The sequence below is a fragment of the Agromyces allii genome, assembly GCF_009749385.1.
Taxonomy (GTDB): Bacteria; Actinomycetota; Actinomycetes; order Actinomycetales; family Microbacteriaceae; genus Agromyces; species Agromyces allii.
Genome location: NZ_WBIN01000005.1, coordinates 16,385 through 30,101, shown reverse-complemented (window position 1 = coordinate 30,101; position 13,717 = coordinate 16,385). Strand labels below are relative to the sequence as shown.

Below are 13,717 nucleotides of genomic sequence, written 5' to 3'. Positions count from 1 at the left end.
TTCGAAATTCGAAGGTATGTTCGGAACAGAGTTTCGCATCCGGCCCTCTCGGCCGAGGGCCGGATGCGATTCACCTCAGGAGGTGCGAGATGAGTGCAGTACTGGTCGCCGGTTCGTACGGGTCATACGGTTCGTACGCCGAGAGCTCCACGATGTTCGATGCCGCGCGCGAGACTGCGGGCGGGCGAAGCCGGCTGCGTCTCACGCGTCGCGGGCGTGCCGTGTTCACCATGCTCGCCGCGGTGCCGATCGTGCTCCTCGTCGCCTCCCTCGTGCTCGGCAGCGGGGGTGCCGCGGCCGATGTCGAGGGCGCCGCTGGCGCGAGCCTCGCGTACCTCACGGTCGCCGACGGCGAATCCCTGTGGAGCATCGCCGAGTCGCTCGCGCCGCAGGCCGATCCCCGCGAGGTCATCGACGAGATCATGCGCCTCAACGGACTCGACGACAGCATCGTGCAGCCCGGGCAGCGACTCGCGCTCCCGGCGCAGCCGTAGACGGCTCGACGCTCCTCGTCGTCGGGCGTCACGGCTGCGGAACGCCCCGTCGGTGCTCGGTAGCATTGATCAGGTGACCTCTCTCGACGACCTGCCCATCCGCGACGACCTCCGCGGCCGTTCCCCGTACGGCGCACCGCAGAAGAGCGTGCCGGTCGCGCTCAACGTCAACGAGAACACGCATCCCATCCCCGAGGCCGTCGCGCACGACATCGTCGCGCGCGTCGCGGCCGCGATCCTCCAGCTGAACCGCTACCCCGACCGCGAGTTCACCGACCTTCGACATGCGTTCGCCGGCTACCTCGGCCACGGCCTCGACGAGTCGAACATCTGGGCCGCGAACGGGTCGAACGAGGTGCTCCAGCACGTGCTGCAGGCCTTCGGCGGCCCAGGCCGAACGTCGCTCGGATTCGCGCCGACGTACTCCATGTACGGCCTGCTCTCGGCCGGCACCGGTACCGAGTGGATCGCCGCGCCGCGCGACGGGGAGTTCGAGCTCACGCCCGAGACCGCCGTCGCCGCGATCCGCGAGCACGACCCCGACATCGTGCTGCTCTGCGCGCCGAACAACCCCACGGGCACGCCCCTCTCGCTCGAGACCGTCGAGGCCGTCGCCGATGCCGCGCGCGGCATCGTCGTCGTCGACGAGGCGTACCACGAGTTCGCCGACCCCGGCACGCCGAGCGCACTCACGCTGCTCGAGGGGCGTCCGCGGCTCGTGGTCTCGCGCACCATGAGCAAGGCGTTCGCCTTCGCCGGCGCCCGTGTGGGCTACCTCGCCGCCGATCCGGCGGTCGTCGACGCCCTGCGCCTCGTGCGCCTGCCGTACCACCTGTCGGCCCTCACCCAGGCGGCCGCGCTCGGCGCACTCGCCCACTCCGACCAGATGCTGGCGATGGTCGACGAGATCCGCGGTCAGCGCGAGCGCATCGTGGCCGAGCTCGACCGGCTCGGGTTCCACCCGTACCGCAGCGGTGCGAACTTCGTGCTCTTCGGCGGCGTCGACGACCCGCACGCGGTGTTCGAGGCCCTGCTCGATCGCGGCATCCTGATCCGCGACATCGGACTGCCCGGATGTCTCAGGGTCACCGCGGGCACCGAGACCGAGACGACCGCGTTCCTCGAGGCGATCGCGGCGTTCGCGCCGGCGTCCGCGCCGGCCTCGACGCCGACGCCCGCGGCATGACCGGCGCCGCACCCCGCTGCCCCCGAACCCCGCTGCCTAGGATGGAATCATGACGACTTCGAACGGTGCGCGCACGGCGCGCGTGCAGCGCGAGACGAGCGAGTCGAGCATCGACCTCTCGATCGACCTCGACGGCACCGGCACGAGCGACATCGAGACCTCGGTGCCGTTCTACGACCACCTGCTCACGGCGTTCGCGAAGCACTCGCTGACCGACCTCAGGGTGCGGGCGAGCGGCGACATCCAGATCGACGTGCACCACACGGTCGAAGACGTGGGCATCGTGCTCGGCCAGGCGATCCGTCAGGCGCTCGGCGACAAGCGCGGCATCTCGCGCTACGGCGACGCGCTCGTGCCGCTCGACGAGGCGCTCGTGCAGGCCGTGGTCGACATCTCCGGCCGCCCGTACCTCGTGCACACCGGCGAGCCCGCCGGGTTCGAGTACCACCTCATCGGCGGGCACTTCACGGGATCGATGGTGCGCCACGTCTTCGAGGCGATCACCTTCAACGCGGGGCTCACCGTGCACGTCAACGTGCTCGGCGGGCGCGACGCGCACCACATCGCCGAAGCGGAGTTCAAGGCGTTCGCGCGCGCATTCCGCCAGGCCAAGGCGTTCGACCCGCTCGTCAGCGGCATCCCGTCGACGAAGGGCGCCCTGTGAGCCGCACCCCACGCGTGGTCGTGCTCGACTACGGCTCGGGCAACGTGCACTCGGCCGCGAAGGCCGTCGAGCGGGCGGGAGCCGACGTCGAGGTCACGTCCGACCGCACGGCCGCACTCGAGGCCGACGGCCTCCTCGTGCCCGGCGTCGGCGCGTTCAAGGCGGTCATGGACCAGCTGAAGGCCGTCCGCGGCGACGAGATCATCGACCGCAGGCTCGCGGGCGGGCGTCACGTGCTCGGCATCTGCGTCGGCATGCAGGTGCTCTTCGAGCGCGGCGTCGAGCGCGGCACCGACACCGAGGGGCTCGGCGAGTGGCCGGGCGTCGTCACCGAGCTGCCCGCACCCGTGCTGCCGCACATGGGATGGAACACCGTCACGCCCGACGAGGGCTCGGTGCTCTTCGACGGCATCGCCGACGAGCGCTTCTACTTCGTGCACTCGTACGGCGCGCAGCACTGGAGTCTCGACGTCATGCCGCCGTTCCCGAGGCCGCGACTCACGTGGGCCGAGCACGGCGGTCCGTTCCTCGCCGCGGTCGAGAACGGGCCGCTGTCGGCGACCCAGTTCCACCCCGAGAAGTCGTCGGATGCCGGCATCCGTCTGCTGTCGAACTGGCTCCGCTCGCTCGGCTGAGCGGCGCGAGCGACACACGCGCGTCACACGATCCGAGCGCACCCAGCCGCGCGGACTAGGATTCTGTGACTGTGCCGATGCCGCATTCTGAGGCATCCGATTCCGAGGACAGTGATGAGCGAGTTCAACAAGACCCCCCGCCTGGTACTGCTGCCGGCGGTCGATGTCGCGGGCGGCAAGGCCGTGCGACTCACCCAGGGTGAGGCCGGTACCGAGACCAACTACGGCGACCCGATCGACGCGGCCGTCGACTGGGCCGATCAGGGCGCGGAGTGGATCCACCTCGTCGACCTCGACGCGGCGTTCGGGCGCGGCTCGAACGGCGGCATCCTGAAGAAGGCCATCCGCCAGGTGCGCGGTCGCGTGAACGTCGAGCTGTCGGGCGGCATCCGCGACGACGAGTCGCTCGAGCACGCGCTCGAGATCGGCGCCAAGCGCATCAACCTCGGCACCGCGGCGCTCGAGAACCCCGAGTGGGCGGCCTCCGTCATCGCTCAGTACGGCGAGGCCATCGCCGTCGGGCTCGACGTGCGCGGCACGACGCTCGCGGCCCGAGGCTGGACGAAGGACGGCGGCGACCTCTGGCAGGTCATGGACCGCCTCGAAGAGGCCGGCGCCGCGCGCTACGTCGTCACCGATGTCACGAAGGACGGCACGCTCCAGGGCCCCAACCTCGACCTGCTCCGCCAGGTGATGGACCGCACGCACCGCCCGGTCGTGGCGTCCGGCGGCATCTCGAGCCTCGACGACATCGCCGCGCTCCGCGAACTCGTGCCGCTCGGCCTCGAGGGTGCAATCGTCGGCAAGGCGCTGTACGCGGGCGCGTTCACGCTGCCCGAGGCGCTGGATGTCGCATCCCACTGATCCCGGAATGCACGACGCCGACGGCGCCGCGCTGATCGGCGCAGACGTGTCTGCCGCCTCCGACGCGCCGGCCGCTCCAGACCATCGAACGCCGGGCGGTCGCGCGGACTCCGCGGGCACTCCGTGGGCGGGCCGCTCGTTCGAGCAGAACGCCCATTCGCAGGACGACGGCAGCGCGCCGCCGCACCTGATCGCCGCGCTCGCGCGGTTCCGGGCGGGCGACGGCGGCAAGGTCGACGTCGTGCAGGCGTTCGCGACCTCGCGCCTGCTCATCCCGCTGCTCGCCGAGCTCGGCGACGGCGGAACCGAGATCGGCGAGCATGGACTCGCGGTCGAGAAGAGCCAGGAGCTCTCGATCGTGACCGTGCTGGGGCCCGATGGTCGGCCCGTGCTGCCCGTGTTCAGCTCGGTCGAGACGATGCGGCGCTGGAACCCGGTCGCGCGGCCCGTGCCGGCCGACGGCGTGCGGGTCGCGCTCGCGGCCGCCGACGACGGCACCGACCGGGTCGTGCTCGATCCCGGATCCGAGACCGAGTTCGGGCTTCGGCGTGCTGCCGTCTGGGCCGTCGCGCAGAGCCACGACTGGCGGCCGGCCTCCGAGTCCGAGCCGATGCGCGAGGCGTTCGCGCGGTCGATCGCGAGCGAGCTCGCCGTGCTCGCGGTCGTGCTCGTCGACGGCGACCCCGCCGCGCGCCTCGTCGGACCCGAGCTCGTGGTCGAACTCGAGCTCGTCGCCGGGCTGGAGCGCACCGAGCTCGACGCCGTGCTCGCGCGCCTCGCGCAGCGGTGGGCGGCCGACGATGTCATCGCCACGGGCGCGGACTCGCTCAAGGTCCGCCTGCGCGCGGCATCCTGAACCGGCGGTCCTGACCAGGCGGCTTCGACCTGCATCGCCGAGCGGTCGTGCTCGGCGCGACCCCTCGACCCCTCGACCCCTCGACCGGTTGCCGCACCGCGCACCCGGGTGGAGAATCGCGCCGGAGGGGAGCGACGATGCCCGGACTCGCAGACGAATTCCACCGGCCGCTCGACGCCGCCGCACGGCTCGCGCGCGAGTGGCTCGACGCGGTACCCGAACGCCGGATCGCACCGACGGTCGGCATCGACGCGGTGAAGGACGCGCTCGGGCGCGAACTGGCCGACGAGGGGCTCGACGCGACCGCGGTCGTCGAGGCGCTGAGCGCCGCCGTCGAGCCGGGACTCATCGCGATGCAGTCGCCGCGCTTCTTCGGCTGGGTGATCGGCGGCACCGCGCCGGCGCCGCTCGCCGCCGACTGGCTCGTCACCTCGTGGGATCAGAACGCCGCGCTCAGGGAGGTGACCCCGGGCGTGAACGCCGCGGAGGAGCTCGCCGCGGAGTGGATCTGCGACCTGCTCGGCCTGCCCGGCGGAACCGTGGCCGGCTTCACGACGGGTGCGACCACCGCGAACCTCGTGGCGCTCGCAGCCGCCCGTCACGCGGTGCTCGAGCGGGTCGGGTGGGACGACGCGGTCGACGGCATCCAGGGCGCGCCGCGCATCCGCGTGTTCGCTGGCGACGAGCATCACCCGTCCGTGGATGTCGCGCTCCGCTGGCTCGGGCTCGGCCGGCCGATCGACGTGGCGAGCGACGACCAGGGGCGCATCCTGCCGTCCGCTCTCGCGGCGGCGCTCGGGGAGTCGCGCGCCGGGGGCGGCGGTGGCGACGGGGCCGACGGCGGCGACGGCCCCGCGATCGTGTGCCTCCAGGCCGGCAACATCCACTCCGGGGCATCCGACCCGTTCGAGGAATGCGTCGCGATCGCGCACGAGGCGGGCGCGTGGGTGCACGTCGACGGCGCCTTCGGGCTGTGGGCCGCCGCGAGCGGGCGGCTGCGGCATCTCGTCGCGGGGGTCGACCAGGCGGACTCCTGGGCGACCGACGCGCACAAGACCCTGAACGTGCCGTACGACGCGGGCATCGTCGCCGTCGCCGATCCGGCTCCGCTCGTGGCCGCGATGACCATGCACGCGGCCTACCTGCCGGCGGCGGAGACGGGGGTCGATGCATCCGACCGGGTGCTCGAGCTCTCGCGCCGGGCGCGCGGGGTGCCGACCTACGCGGCCCTGCGCACGCTGGGACGCTCGGGGGTCGCCGCGCTGGTCGACGGGCTCGCCGCGTCGGCGACCGCGATCGCCGACGGGTTGCGGGGCCTCGACGGCGTGGAGGTGCTGAACGACGTCGTGTTCACGCAGGTGTGCGCCGCGTTCGCCGGGCGCGACGTCGCGGCGATCGCCCGAGCCCTCGACGACGACGGCATCGCCCTCGCGCATCCGTCGACGTGGCGCGGCCGCGACGTGCTGCGGTTCTCGGTCAGCAATCGGGGGACGGATGCCGCGGCCGTCGATGCGACGATCGACGCCGTCCGCCGGGTGCTGGCGGGCTGAGCGAGCGCCGATCTCGGCTCCGGCAGCCCGACTGTCGGCCGTGGGCGGCAGGATGGAGGGGTGGACGCGCTCGAGGCCTTCTCCGACGCCACGCGAATCTGGTTCGCGGAGTCGTTCCGCGCGCCCACCGCCGTGCAGGCCGCCGCGTGGCAGGCGATCGGCCGGGGCGCGCACGCGCTCGTCGTGGCCCCGACGGGGTCGGGCAAGACCCTCTCGGCGTTCCTCTCGGCGATCGACCGACTGCATGCCGAGCCGAGCACCGCCGAGCCGAGCACCGCCGAGCCGACTCCCCGTCCGGCCGGAACCCGCGTGCTCTACCTCTCGCCGCTGAAGGCGCTCGGGGTCGACGTCGAGCGAAATCTGCGCGCACCCCTCACGGGCATCGCGCGCGTGTCCGAGCGGCTCGGCGTCGAGCCGCCGCACGTGAGCGTCGGCGTCAGGTCGGGCGACACCCCGGCGAACGAGCGGCGGGCGCTGCTGCGCACGCCTCCCGACATCCTGATCACGACGCCCGAGTCGTTGTTCCTCATGCTCACCTCGCAGGCCCGCGAGACGCTGCGCACGGTCGAGACCGTCATCGTCGACGAGATCCACGCGGTGGCCGCGACGAAGCGAGGCGCGCATCTCGCGCTCTCGCTCGAACGGCTCGACGCGCTGCTGCCGACGCCCGCGCAGCGCATCGGGCTCTCGGCGACCGTGCGGCCCGTCGAAGAGGTGGCGCGCTTCCTCTGCGCGAGTGCACCGGTCGAGATCGTCGCACCGCCGAGCGAGAAGCAGTTCGACCTCCGCGTCGTCGTCCCCGTCGAAGACATGGCGCAGCTGCCCGCGAGCGACGACGCGACCGGCTCGATCTGGCCGCACGTCGAGGAGGCGATCCTCGAGAAGGTGCTCGCGCACCGCTCGTCGATCGTGTTCGCGAACTCCCGCCGACTGGCCGAGCGGCTGACCGCTCGGCTCAACGAGCTCGCACTCGAGGCCTCCGAGCGCGAGGCGCTCCTCGTCGCGGCCGTGGCGAGCGGCCAGCCGGCCGCGGTCATGGCGCAGTCGGGCCAGACCTCCGGTGCGCCGCCCCTGCTCGCGCGCGCCCATCACGGCTCGGTCAGCAAGGAGCAGCGCGCCGAGATCGAAGACGACCTGAAGAGCGGGCGGTTGCGCTGCGTCGTCGCCACGTCGAGCCTCGAGCTCGGCATCGACATGGGCGCGGTCGACCTCGTCGTGCAGGTCGAGTCGCCGCCGTCGGTCTCGAGCGGGCTCCAGCGTCTCGGCCGCGCAGGGCATCAGGTCGGCGAGGTCTCGCGCGGCGTCATCTTCCCGAAGCAGCGTGCCGACCTCGTGCACGCCGCCGTCACGAGCGAGCGCATGCTCGCCGGCGCGATCGAGACCATGCGGGTGCCCGCGAACCCCCTCGACATCCTCGCCCAGCAGACGATCGCGGCCGCGGCGGTCGACGAGCTCGACGTCGAGGCGTGGTTCGACGCCGTGCGCCGGGCGGCGCCCTTCGGGTCGCTGCCGCGCTCGGCCTACGAGGCGACCCTCGACCTGCTCGCGGGCCGCTACCCGTCCGACCGGTTCGGCGAGCTCCGCCCGCGCCTCGTCTGGGATCGCGAGGCGGGCACGCTCGTCGGCCGGCCCGGCGCCCAGCGTCTCGCCGTGACGAGCGGCGGCACGATCCCCGACCGCGGCATGTTCGGCGTCTTCCTCGTGGGCGACGAGTCCGGCGGTCGACGCGTGGGCGAGCTCGACGAAGAGATGGTGTACGAGTCCCGCGTGGGCGACGTGTTCGCCCTCGGCGCGACGAGCTGGCGCATCCAGGAGATCACGTTCGATCGGGTCAACGTCGTGCCGGCGTTCGGGCAACCGGGCCGGGTGCCGTTCTGGAAGGGCGACGGCCTCGGCCGACCGGCCGAGCTCGGCCGCGCGCTCGGCGCCTTCATGCGCGAGATCGCGGCGGCCGACGACGTCGAGGCGCGCGACCGGGTGGCGGCGGCCGGGCTCGACGCGTTCGCCGCGCGCAACCTCGTCACCTTCCTCGCCGATCAGGCGAAGGCCACGGGTCACGTGCCGTCCGACCGCACGCTCGTCGTCGAGCGCACGCGCGACGAGCTGGGCGACTGGCGCGTCATCCTGCACTCGCCGTTCGGCATGCCCGTGCATGCGCCGTGGGCGCTCGCCGTCGCCGCGCGGGTGCGCGAGCGGCACGGCGTCGACGGAGCCGCGGTCGCGGCCGACGACGGCATCATCGTGCGCATCCCCGATACGGGCGTCGATCCGCCGGGCGCCGATCTGTTCGTCTTCGAGGCCGACGAGCTCGAGCAGCTCGTCACCGAGGAGGTCGGCGGCTCGGCGTTGTTCGCCAGCCGGTTCCGCGAGTGCGCGGCCCGTGCGCTGCTGCTCCCCAACTACCAGCCCGGTCGTCGCTCGCCGCTGTGGCAGCAGCGGCAGCGGTCGGCGCAGCTGCTCGAGGTCGCGAGTGCGTTCCCGACGTTCCCGATCATCCTCGAGACCGTGCGCGAGGTGCTCCAAGACGTCTACGACGTGCCGGCGCTCGTCGAGTTGGCCCGGGATGTCGCGGCGCGCCGCGTGCGGCTCGTCGAGACGACGACCGACTCGCCGAGCCCCTTCGCGAGCTCGCTGCTGTTCGGCTACGTCGGCGCGTTCATGTACGAGGGCGATTCACCGCTCGCCGAGCGCCGGGCGGCGGCCCTCGCGATCGACACGGCCCTCCTCGGCGAACTGCTCGGTCGGGTCGAGCTGCGCGAGCTCCTCGATCCGGGGGTCATCGCGACGACCGAGCGCGAGTTGCAGCGGCTCGCCGACGACCGACGTGTGCGCGGCACCGAGGGCGTCGCCGACGCGCTGCGGTGGCTCGGGCCGTTGACGACGGCCGAGCTCGCCGAGCGCGTGCAGGCCGAGACCGACCCGGTCGGGGCGGTCGACGAGCTCGTGGCGGCACGGCGGGCGGTGCGCCTGACCTTCGCCGGGCGCGAGCACGTCGCTGCCATCGAAGACGTCGGGCGACTGCGCGATGCGCTCGGCGTGCCCGTGCCGCCGGGGGTGGCCGTCGCGTTCGCCGAGCACGTCGGCGACCCGCTCGGCGATCTCGTGAGCCGCTACGCGCGAACCCACGGGCCGTTCGCGGCCGAGGAGGTCGCCGAGCGGTTCGGCATCGGCGTCGCGGTGGCCAAGGGCGCGCTGCGGCGCCTCGCAGACGAACGACGGGTCGTCGAGGGGGAGTTCCGCCCGAACGGCACGTCGACCGAGTGGTGCGATGCCGAGGTGCTCCGAAAGATCCGGCGGCGCTCGCTCGCCGCGCTCCGGCACGAGGTCGAGCCCGTTCCGCAGCCCGTGCTCGCACGGTTCCTGCCCGAGTGGCAGCAGGTCGGTCGCGGGCTCAAGGGGCTCGACGGCGTGCTCTCGGTCGTCGAGCAGCTCGAGGGCGTGCGCCTGCCGGCATCCGCCTGGGAGTCGCTCGTGCTGCCGTCCCGCGTGTCCGACTACAGCCCCGCGATGCTCGACGAGCTCATGGCCACCGGCGAGGTCGTCTGGGCGGGTTCCGGTTCGCTCGCGGGCGACGACGGATGGGTGACGCTCCACCTCGCGGAGTCCGCGCCGCTGACGCTCGACCCGCCGGTCGGCGTCGAGACCACCGCCCTGCAGCGCGAGGTGCTCGTCGCCCTCGGCTCGGGCGGCGCGTACTTCTTCCGGCAGCTCTCCGATGCGGTCGGCCGGTTCGGCGGGCTCGACGCCCCCGTCATCGACGAGGAGCTCGTCGAGGCGCTCTGGGGCCTCGTCTGGGCGGGCCTCGTGACCAACGACACGTTCGCGCCCGTGCGCTCGCTCATCTCGGGCGGTCGCAGCGCGCACCGCACCACCCGGCCGACGCCGCGCTCCCGCATGATGCGGGGTCGCTCGATGCCGCGCGTCTCGTCGGCGGTCATGCGCTCGGGGCCGCCGTCGGTCGCGGGCCGCTGGTCGATCCTGCCGGTGCCCGATTCCGATGCCACCCGCCGCGCGCACGCACTCGCCGAGACGATGCTCGACCGGCACGGTCTCGTGACCCGCGGCACGGTCGTCGCCGAGGGCGTGCTCGGCGGCTTCGCGCTGCTCTACCGCACGCTCAGCGGCTTCGAGGAGTCGGGCAGGGCTCGGCGCGGCTACTTCGTCGAGGGCCTCGGCGCCGCGCAGTTCGCGGGGCCCGGGGCCGTCGACCGCCTGCGCGGGTTCGCCGACCGCGACGAGCGCCCGAGCGAGGCTCGCGCGGTGCACGTGCTCGCGGCCACCGACCCCGCGAACGCCTACGGTGCCGCGCTGCCGTGGCCCGACCCGCCCGGCGAGAGCTCGCACCGCGCCGCGCGCAAGGCGGGCGCGCTCGTCGTGGTCGCCGACGGCGAGCTCGTCGCCTACGTCGAGCGGGGCGGCAAGACGATGCTCGCCTACGTCGACGACGAGGCCGTGCTGCGGCAGGCCGCCGACGCCGTCGCCGCGCTGGTGCGCACCGGCCGCGTGCGACGGCTCGCCGTCGAGAGCGTCAACGGGGCGTTCGTGCTCGGCACGACCTTCGGCGACGCCCTGAGGGTCGCCGGGTTCGGCGAGACGCCGAAGGGACTCCGGCTCGATGCCAGAGGGTGACACCGTCTTCCGCGCGGCCGCCCGACTGCACGCGGCGCTCGCAGGATCCGAGCTCGTGCGCACCGACTTCCGCGTGCCGCGGTTCGCCACGATCGACCTCGCGGGCGAACGCATCGAGGAGGTGGTCGCCCGCGGCAAGCACCTGCTCATCCGAACGCCTGCCTGGAGCATCCATTCGCACCTGAAGATGGAGGGTGAATGGCGGGTCCTGCGGCCGGGGGAGCGCTGGCCGAAGCCCGCGCATCTCGCGCGCGTCGTGCTCGAGACGCCGGATGCCACGGCGATCGGATTCGAGCTCGGACTGCTCGAGGTGCTCGCTCGCGCCGACGAGCCCGCGGCGCTCGAGCATCTGGGGCCCGACCTGCTCGGCCCCGACTGGGATCCAGACGAGGCCGTGCGCCGGCTCGCCGCGAACCCCGAGACGCCCATCGCGGTCGCTCTGCTCGACCAGCGCAACCTCGCCGGCCTCGGCAACGTGTACGCCAACGAGCTGTGCTTCCTCCGCGGCATCCGACCGCAGCGTGCCGTGGCCGGCGTGCCCGACCTGCCGGCGGTCGTGTCGCTCGGGCGGCGCCTGATCCTCGCGAACCGCGACCGGTCCGCCAGGGTGACGACCGGCGTCGATCGTCGCGGACAACGGTTGTGGGTCTACGGGCGGGCGGGGGAGCCGTGCCGTCGCTGCGGCACGCGCATCGAGCGCGGCGAACTCGGACGGACCGAACTCGAGGAGCGCGTGACGTTCTGGTGCCCGAGCTGTCAGCGATGATGCGCTGAGGCCCGTGAACGACGAAGGGGCCGCCGCGAGCTGCGGCGACCCCCATCGGGCATGGACGGCGAGGTCAGTTGACCGGGCCGGTCCACTTCTCGCCCGGGCCCTGGCCGATGGCGTCGGGGATGACCGATGCCTCGCGGAACGCCAGCTGCAGCGAGCGGAGGCCGTCGCGCAGCGAGCGGGCGTGCATGTCGCTGATCTCGGGTGCGCCCGCGGTGATCAGGCCGGCGAGCGCGTTGATGAGCTTGCGGGCCTCGTCGAGGTCGATCTGCGACTCGGGGTCGTCGGCGAGGCCGACCTTCACGGCGGCGGCACTCATGAGGTGCACGGCCGCAGTGGTGATGATCTCGACCGCCGGCACCTCTGCGATGTCGCGCGTGGCGTCGTCGACCGGGTCTGAATTCTTGCTCACGGACTTCCTCTGCTAGACTCGTTCGGTCCGGAGCAATGCTCCGGCCTGCTGGGGCCTGTCCCCAGTACGACTGGGGCTTGTCCCCAGTACGAAAGTGGAGATTCTCCCACCCGCGCTTACCGCTTCATCAAGGTTACCGGGTTGAATGCCCTCCGCTTCATCGCCCGCAACGGGCATGGAGTAGATGCCGCAAGGCGAAGGGGGCCGCAGTGCTGAACGGTGTGATTCCGTTCGGCGTGCGTGGATCTTCGCTCTCGGAACGGTGGGCGACATCCGGTCTCCCATCGAGTGAAGAAGCTTGAGTAGAGGAGTACCCGCATCAGCGATCCCCGTACAAACGACCGTATCCGCGTTCCCGAGGTCCGCCTCGTTGGTCCCGCAGGAGAGCAGGTCGGCGTCGTGAAGATCGAGGTGGCCCTGCGGCTCGCGCAGGAAGCCGATCTCGACCTCGTCGAGGTCGCTCCGAACTCCAAGCCCCCGGTCGCCAAGATCATGGACTACGGCAAGTTCAAGTACGAGGCTGCGCAGAAGGCGAAAGAGGCCCGGCGCAACCAGGCGAACACCATCCTCAAAGAGGTCCGGTTCCGTCTCAAGATCGACAAGCACGACTACGAGACCAAGATGAAGCGCGCCATCGGCTTCCTGAAGTCCGGCGACAAGGTCAAGGCCATGATCCTCTTCCGAGGCCGCGAGCAGTCGCGCCCCGAGATGGGCGTCCGCCTGCTGCAGCGCTTCGCCGAAGACGTCGCCGAGTTCGGCACGGTCGAGCACAACCCCACGATCGACGGCCGCAACATGGTCATGGTGATCGCCCCTCTCAAGAACAAGTCCGAGGCCAAGGCCGAGGCGAATGCACAGCGTGCTGCGGCGAAGTCGCGCCCGTCGGCGGATGCCGACGGCGAGACCGAGACGCAGACGGCCGACGCCGCAGAGGCGTAGGCCAGACACCCACGTCCGCCACGAGTTGGCGGCAGAACCAAGGAGACACACGAGATGCCGAAGCAGAAGACCCACTCCGGGTCCAAGAAGCGCTTCAAGATCACCGGCAGCGGCAAGATCAAGAAGCAGCAGGCCGGAATGCGCCACAACCTCGAGGTCAAGGCCTCGAAGCGCAAGGCCCGTCTGAACCAGGACAAGGTCGTGTCGGCCCCCGACGCCAAGGTCATCAAGAAGCTTCTCGGCCACTGAGCCGCGGACCCGTTAAGGAAGAAACAGAGCAATGGCAAGAGTGAAGAGGGCGGTCAACGCCCACAAGAAGCGTCGCGTCATCCTCGAGCGCGCTGCGGGCTACCGCGGCCAGCGTTCGCGTCTGTACCGGAAGGCCAAGGAGCAGGTCACCCACTCCCTCGTCTACTCGTACAACGACCGCCGCAAGAAGAAGGGCGACTTCCGTCGTCTCTGGATCCAGCGGATCAACGCGGCTTCGCGTGCGAACGGCCTGACGTACAACCGCCTCATCCAGGGCCTCGGCCTTGCCGGCATCGAGGTCGACCGCCGCATCCTCGCCGAGCTCGCCGTGCACGAGCCCGCGACGTTCGCCGCGCTCGTCGAGTCGGCCAAGAAGGCCCTCCCGGCCGACACCTCGGCTCCGAAGACCGCCGCGTAAGCAGCAGCTTCGACCACGTCGAACGGCCCGGCACCCCCTGCAGCAGCAG

13 protein-coding genes are annotated in these 13,717 nt (G+C 72.1%); 12 read left to right on the top strand and 1 reads right to left on the bottom strand.

From position 1 onward, the window contains the following. The first annotated feature begins 89 nt into the window (after positions 1 to 89). From GQR16_RS07435 to GQR16_RS07395, 9 genes are all read left to right on the top strand, one after another. Positions 90 to 494 carry a LysM peptidoglycan-binding domain-containing protein gene (locus GQR16_RS07435; protein ID WP_246200627.1) on the top strand — a complete coding sequence of 135 codons (405 nt, stop codon included), beginning with the start codon at positions 90 to 92 and terminating at the stop codon, positions 492 to 494. Positions 495 to 567: 73 nt separating this feature from the next. Then, the gene (locus GQR16_RS07430; RefSeq protein WP_157414527.1) at positions 568 to 1,680 is read left to right on the top strand and encodes a histidinol-phosphate transaminase; all 1,113 of its coding nucleotides are present in this window, start codon (positions 568 to 570) and stop codon (positions 1,678 to 1,680) included. A 49-nt stretch (positions 1,681 to 1,729) separates the two neighbouring features. Then, entirely contained in the window at positions 1,730 to 2,344 is a 615-nt protein-coding gene (gene hisB, locus GQR16_RS07425; protein ID WP_157414526.1) for an imidazoleglycerol-phosphate dehydratase HisB, read from the top strand. Then, the gene (hisH, locus tag GQR16_RS07420) at positions 2,341 to 2,979 is read left to right on the top strand and encodes an imidazole glycerol phosphate synthase subunit HisH (protein ID WP_157414525.1); all 639 of its coding nucleotides are present in this window, start codon (positions 2,341 to 2,343) and stop codon (positions 2,977 to 2,979) included. The genes hisB and hisH overlap by 4 nt, the downstream gene beginning before the upstream one ends. A gap of 114 nt (positions 2,980 to 3,093) precedes the next feature. Then, positions 3,094 to 3,843, top strand: a complete 750-nt coding sequence (gene priA / locus GQR16_RS07415; protein ID WP_067877590.1) for a bifunctional 1-(5-phosphoribosyl)-5-((5-phosphoribosylamino)methylideneamino)imidazole-4-carboxamide isomerase/phosphoribosylanthranilate isomerase PriA — start codon at positions 3,094 to 3,096, stop codon at positions 3,841 to 3,843. 7 nt (positions 3,844 to 3,850) lie between these two features. After that, a complete protein-coding gene (locus GQR16_RS07410; RefSeq protein WP_157414524.1) occupies positions 3,851 to 4,699 on the top strand; it encodes an SseB family protein in 849 nt (282 codons plus the stop codon). A 137-nt stretch (positions 4,700 to 4,836) separates the two neighbouring features. Continuing rightward, positions 4,837 to 6,249 (top strand): pyridoxal phosphate-dependent decarboxylase family protein, encoded by a 1,413-nt coding sequence (locus GQR16_RS07405; protein ID WP_157414523.1) that lies wholly within the window; start codon positions 4,837 to 4,839, stop codon positions 6,247 to 6,249. Between the two features lie 60 nt (positions 6,250 to 6,309). Then, positions 6,310 to 10,878, top strand: coding sequence for an ATP-dependent helicase (locus GQR16_RS07400; RefSeq protein ID WP_157414522.1), 4,569 nt, complete (start codon positions 6,310 to 6,312; stop codon positions 10,876 to 10,878). Continuing rightward, a complete protein-coding gene (locus GQR16_RS07395; protein ID WP_157414521.1) occupies positions 10,865 to 11,644 on the top strand; it encodes a DNA-formamidopyrimidine glycosylase family protein in 780 nt (259 codons plus the stop codon). The genes GQR16_RS07400 and GQR16_RS07395 overlap by 14 nt, the downstream gene beginning before the upstream one ends. Positions 11,645 to 11,717: 73 nt before the next feature. Here the strand turns inward: GQR16_RS07395 and GQR16_RS07390 are convergent, their stop codons facing one another. Further along, positions 11,718 to 12,062, bottom strand: coding sequence for a DUF1844 domain-containing protein (locus GQR16_RS07390; RefSeq protein WP_067877575.1), 345 nt, complete (start codon positions 12,060 to 12,062; stop codon positions 11,718 to 11,720). Between the two features lie 318 nt (positions 12,063 to 12,380). On the opposite strand from GQR16_RS07390, the gene infC reads away from it, so the two are divergent. The 3 genes from infC to rplT are packed head-to-tail and all read left to right on the top strand — an operon-like array spanning position 12,381 to position 13,668. Then, on the top strand, positions 12,381 to 13,001 hold the full coding sequence (gene infC / locus GQR16_RS07385) for a translation initiation factor IF-3 (RefSeq protein ID WP_157414520.1): 621 nt from the start codon (positions 12,381 to 12,383) through the stop codon (positions 12,999 to 13,001). Positions 13,002 to 13,055: 54 nt separating this feature from the next. Next, entirely contained in the window at positions 13,056 to 13,250 is a 195-nt protein-coding gene (gene rpmI, locus GQR16_RS07380; protein ID WP_092968518.1) for a 50S ribosomal protein L35, read from the top strand. A 31-nt stretch (positions 13,251 to 13,281) separates the two neighbouring features. Next, positions 13,282 to 13,668, top strand: coding sequence for a 50S ribosomal protein L20 (gene rplT / locus GQR16_RS07375; protein ID WP_055858830.1), 387 nt, complete (start codon positions 13,282 to 13,284; stop codon positions 13,666 to 13,668). Positions 13,669 to 13,717 lie beyond the last annotated feature (49 nt).

What these genes read in the sequence shown, in the direction of transcription:
- GQR16_RS07435 (WP_246200627.1), top strand. Translation starts at nt 90, where the DNA reads ATGAGTGCAGTACTGGTCGCCGGTTCGTACGGGTCATACGGTTCGTAC.
- hisB (WP_157414526.1), top strand. Translation starts at nt 1,730, where the DNA reads ATGACGACTTCGAACGGTGCGCGCACGGCGCGCGTGCAGCGCGAGACG.
- priA (WP_067877590.1), top strand. Translation starts at nt 3,094, where the DNA reads ATGAGCGAGTTCAACAAGACCCCCCGCCTGGTACTGCTGCCGGCGGTC.
- GQR16_RS07410 (WP_157414524.1), top strand. Translation starts at nt 3,851, where the DNA reads ATGCACGACGCCGACGGCGCCGCGCTGATCGGCGCAGACGTGTCTGCC.
- GQR16_RS07405 (WP_157414523.1), top strand. Translation starts at nt 4,837, where the DNA reads ATGCCCGGACTCGCAGACGAATTCCACCGGCCGCTCGACGCCGCCGCA.
- GQR16_RS07395 (WP_157414521.1), top strand. Translation starts at nt 10,865, where the DNA reads ATGCCAGAGGGTGACACCGTCTTCCGCGCGGCCGCCCGACTGCACGCG.
- rpmI (WP_092968518.1), top strand. Translation starts at nt 13,056, where the DNA reads ATGCCGAAGCAGAAGACCCACTCCGGGTCCAAGAAGCGCTTCAAGATC.
- rplT (WP_055858830.1), top strand. Translation starts at nt 13,282, where the DNA reads ATGGCAAGAGTGAAGAGGGCGGTCAACGCCCACAAGAAGCGTCGCGTC.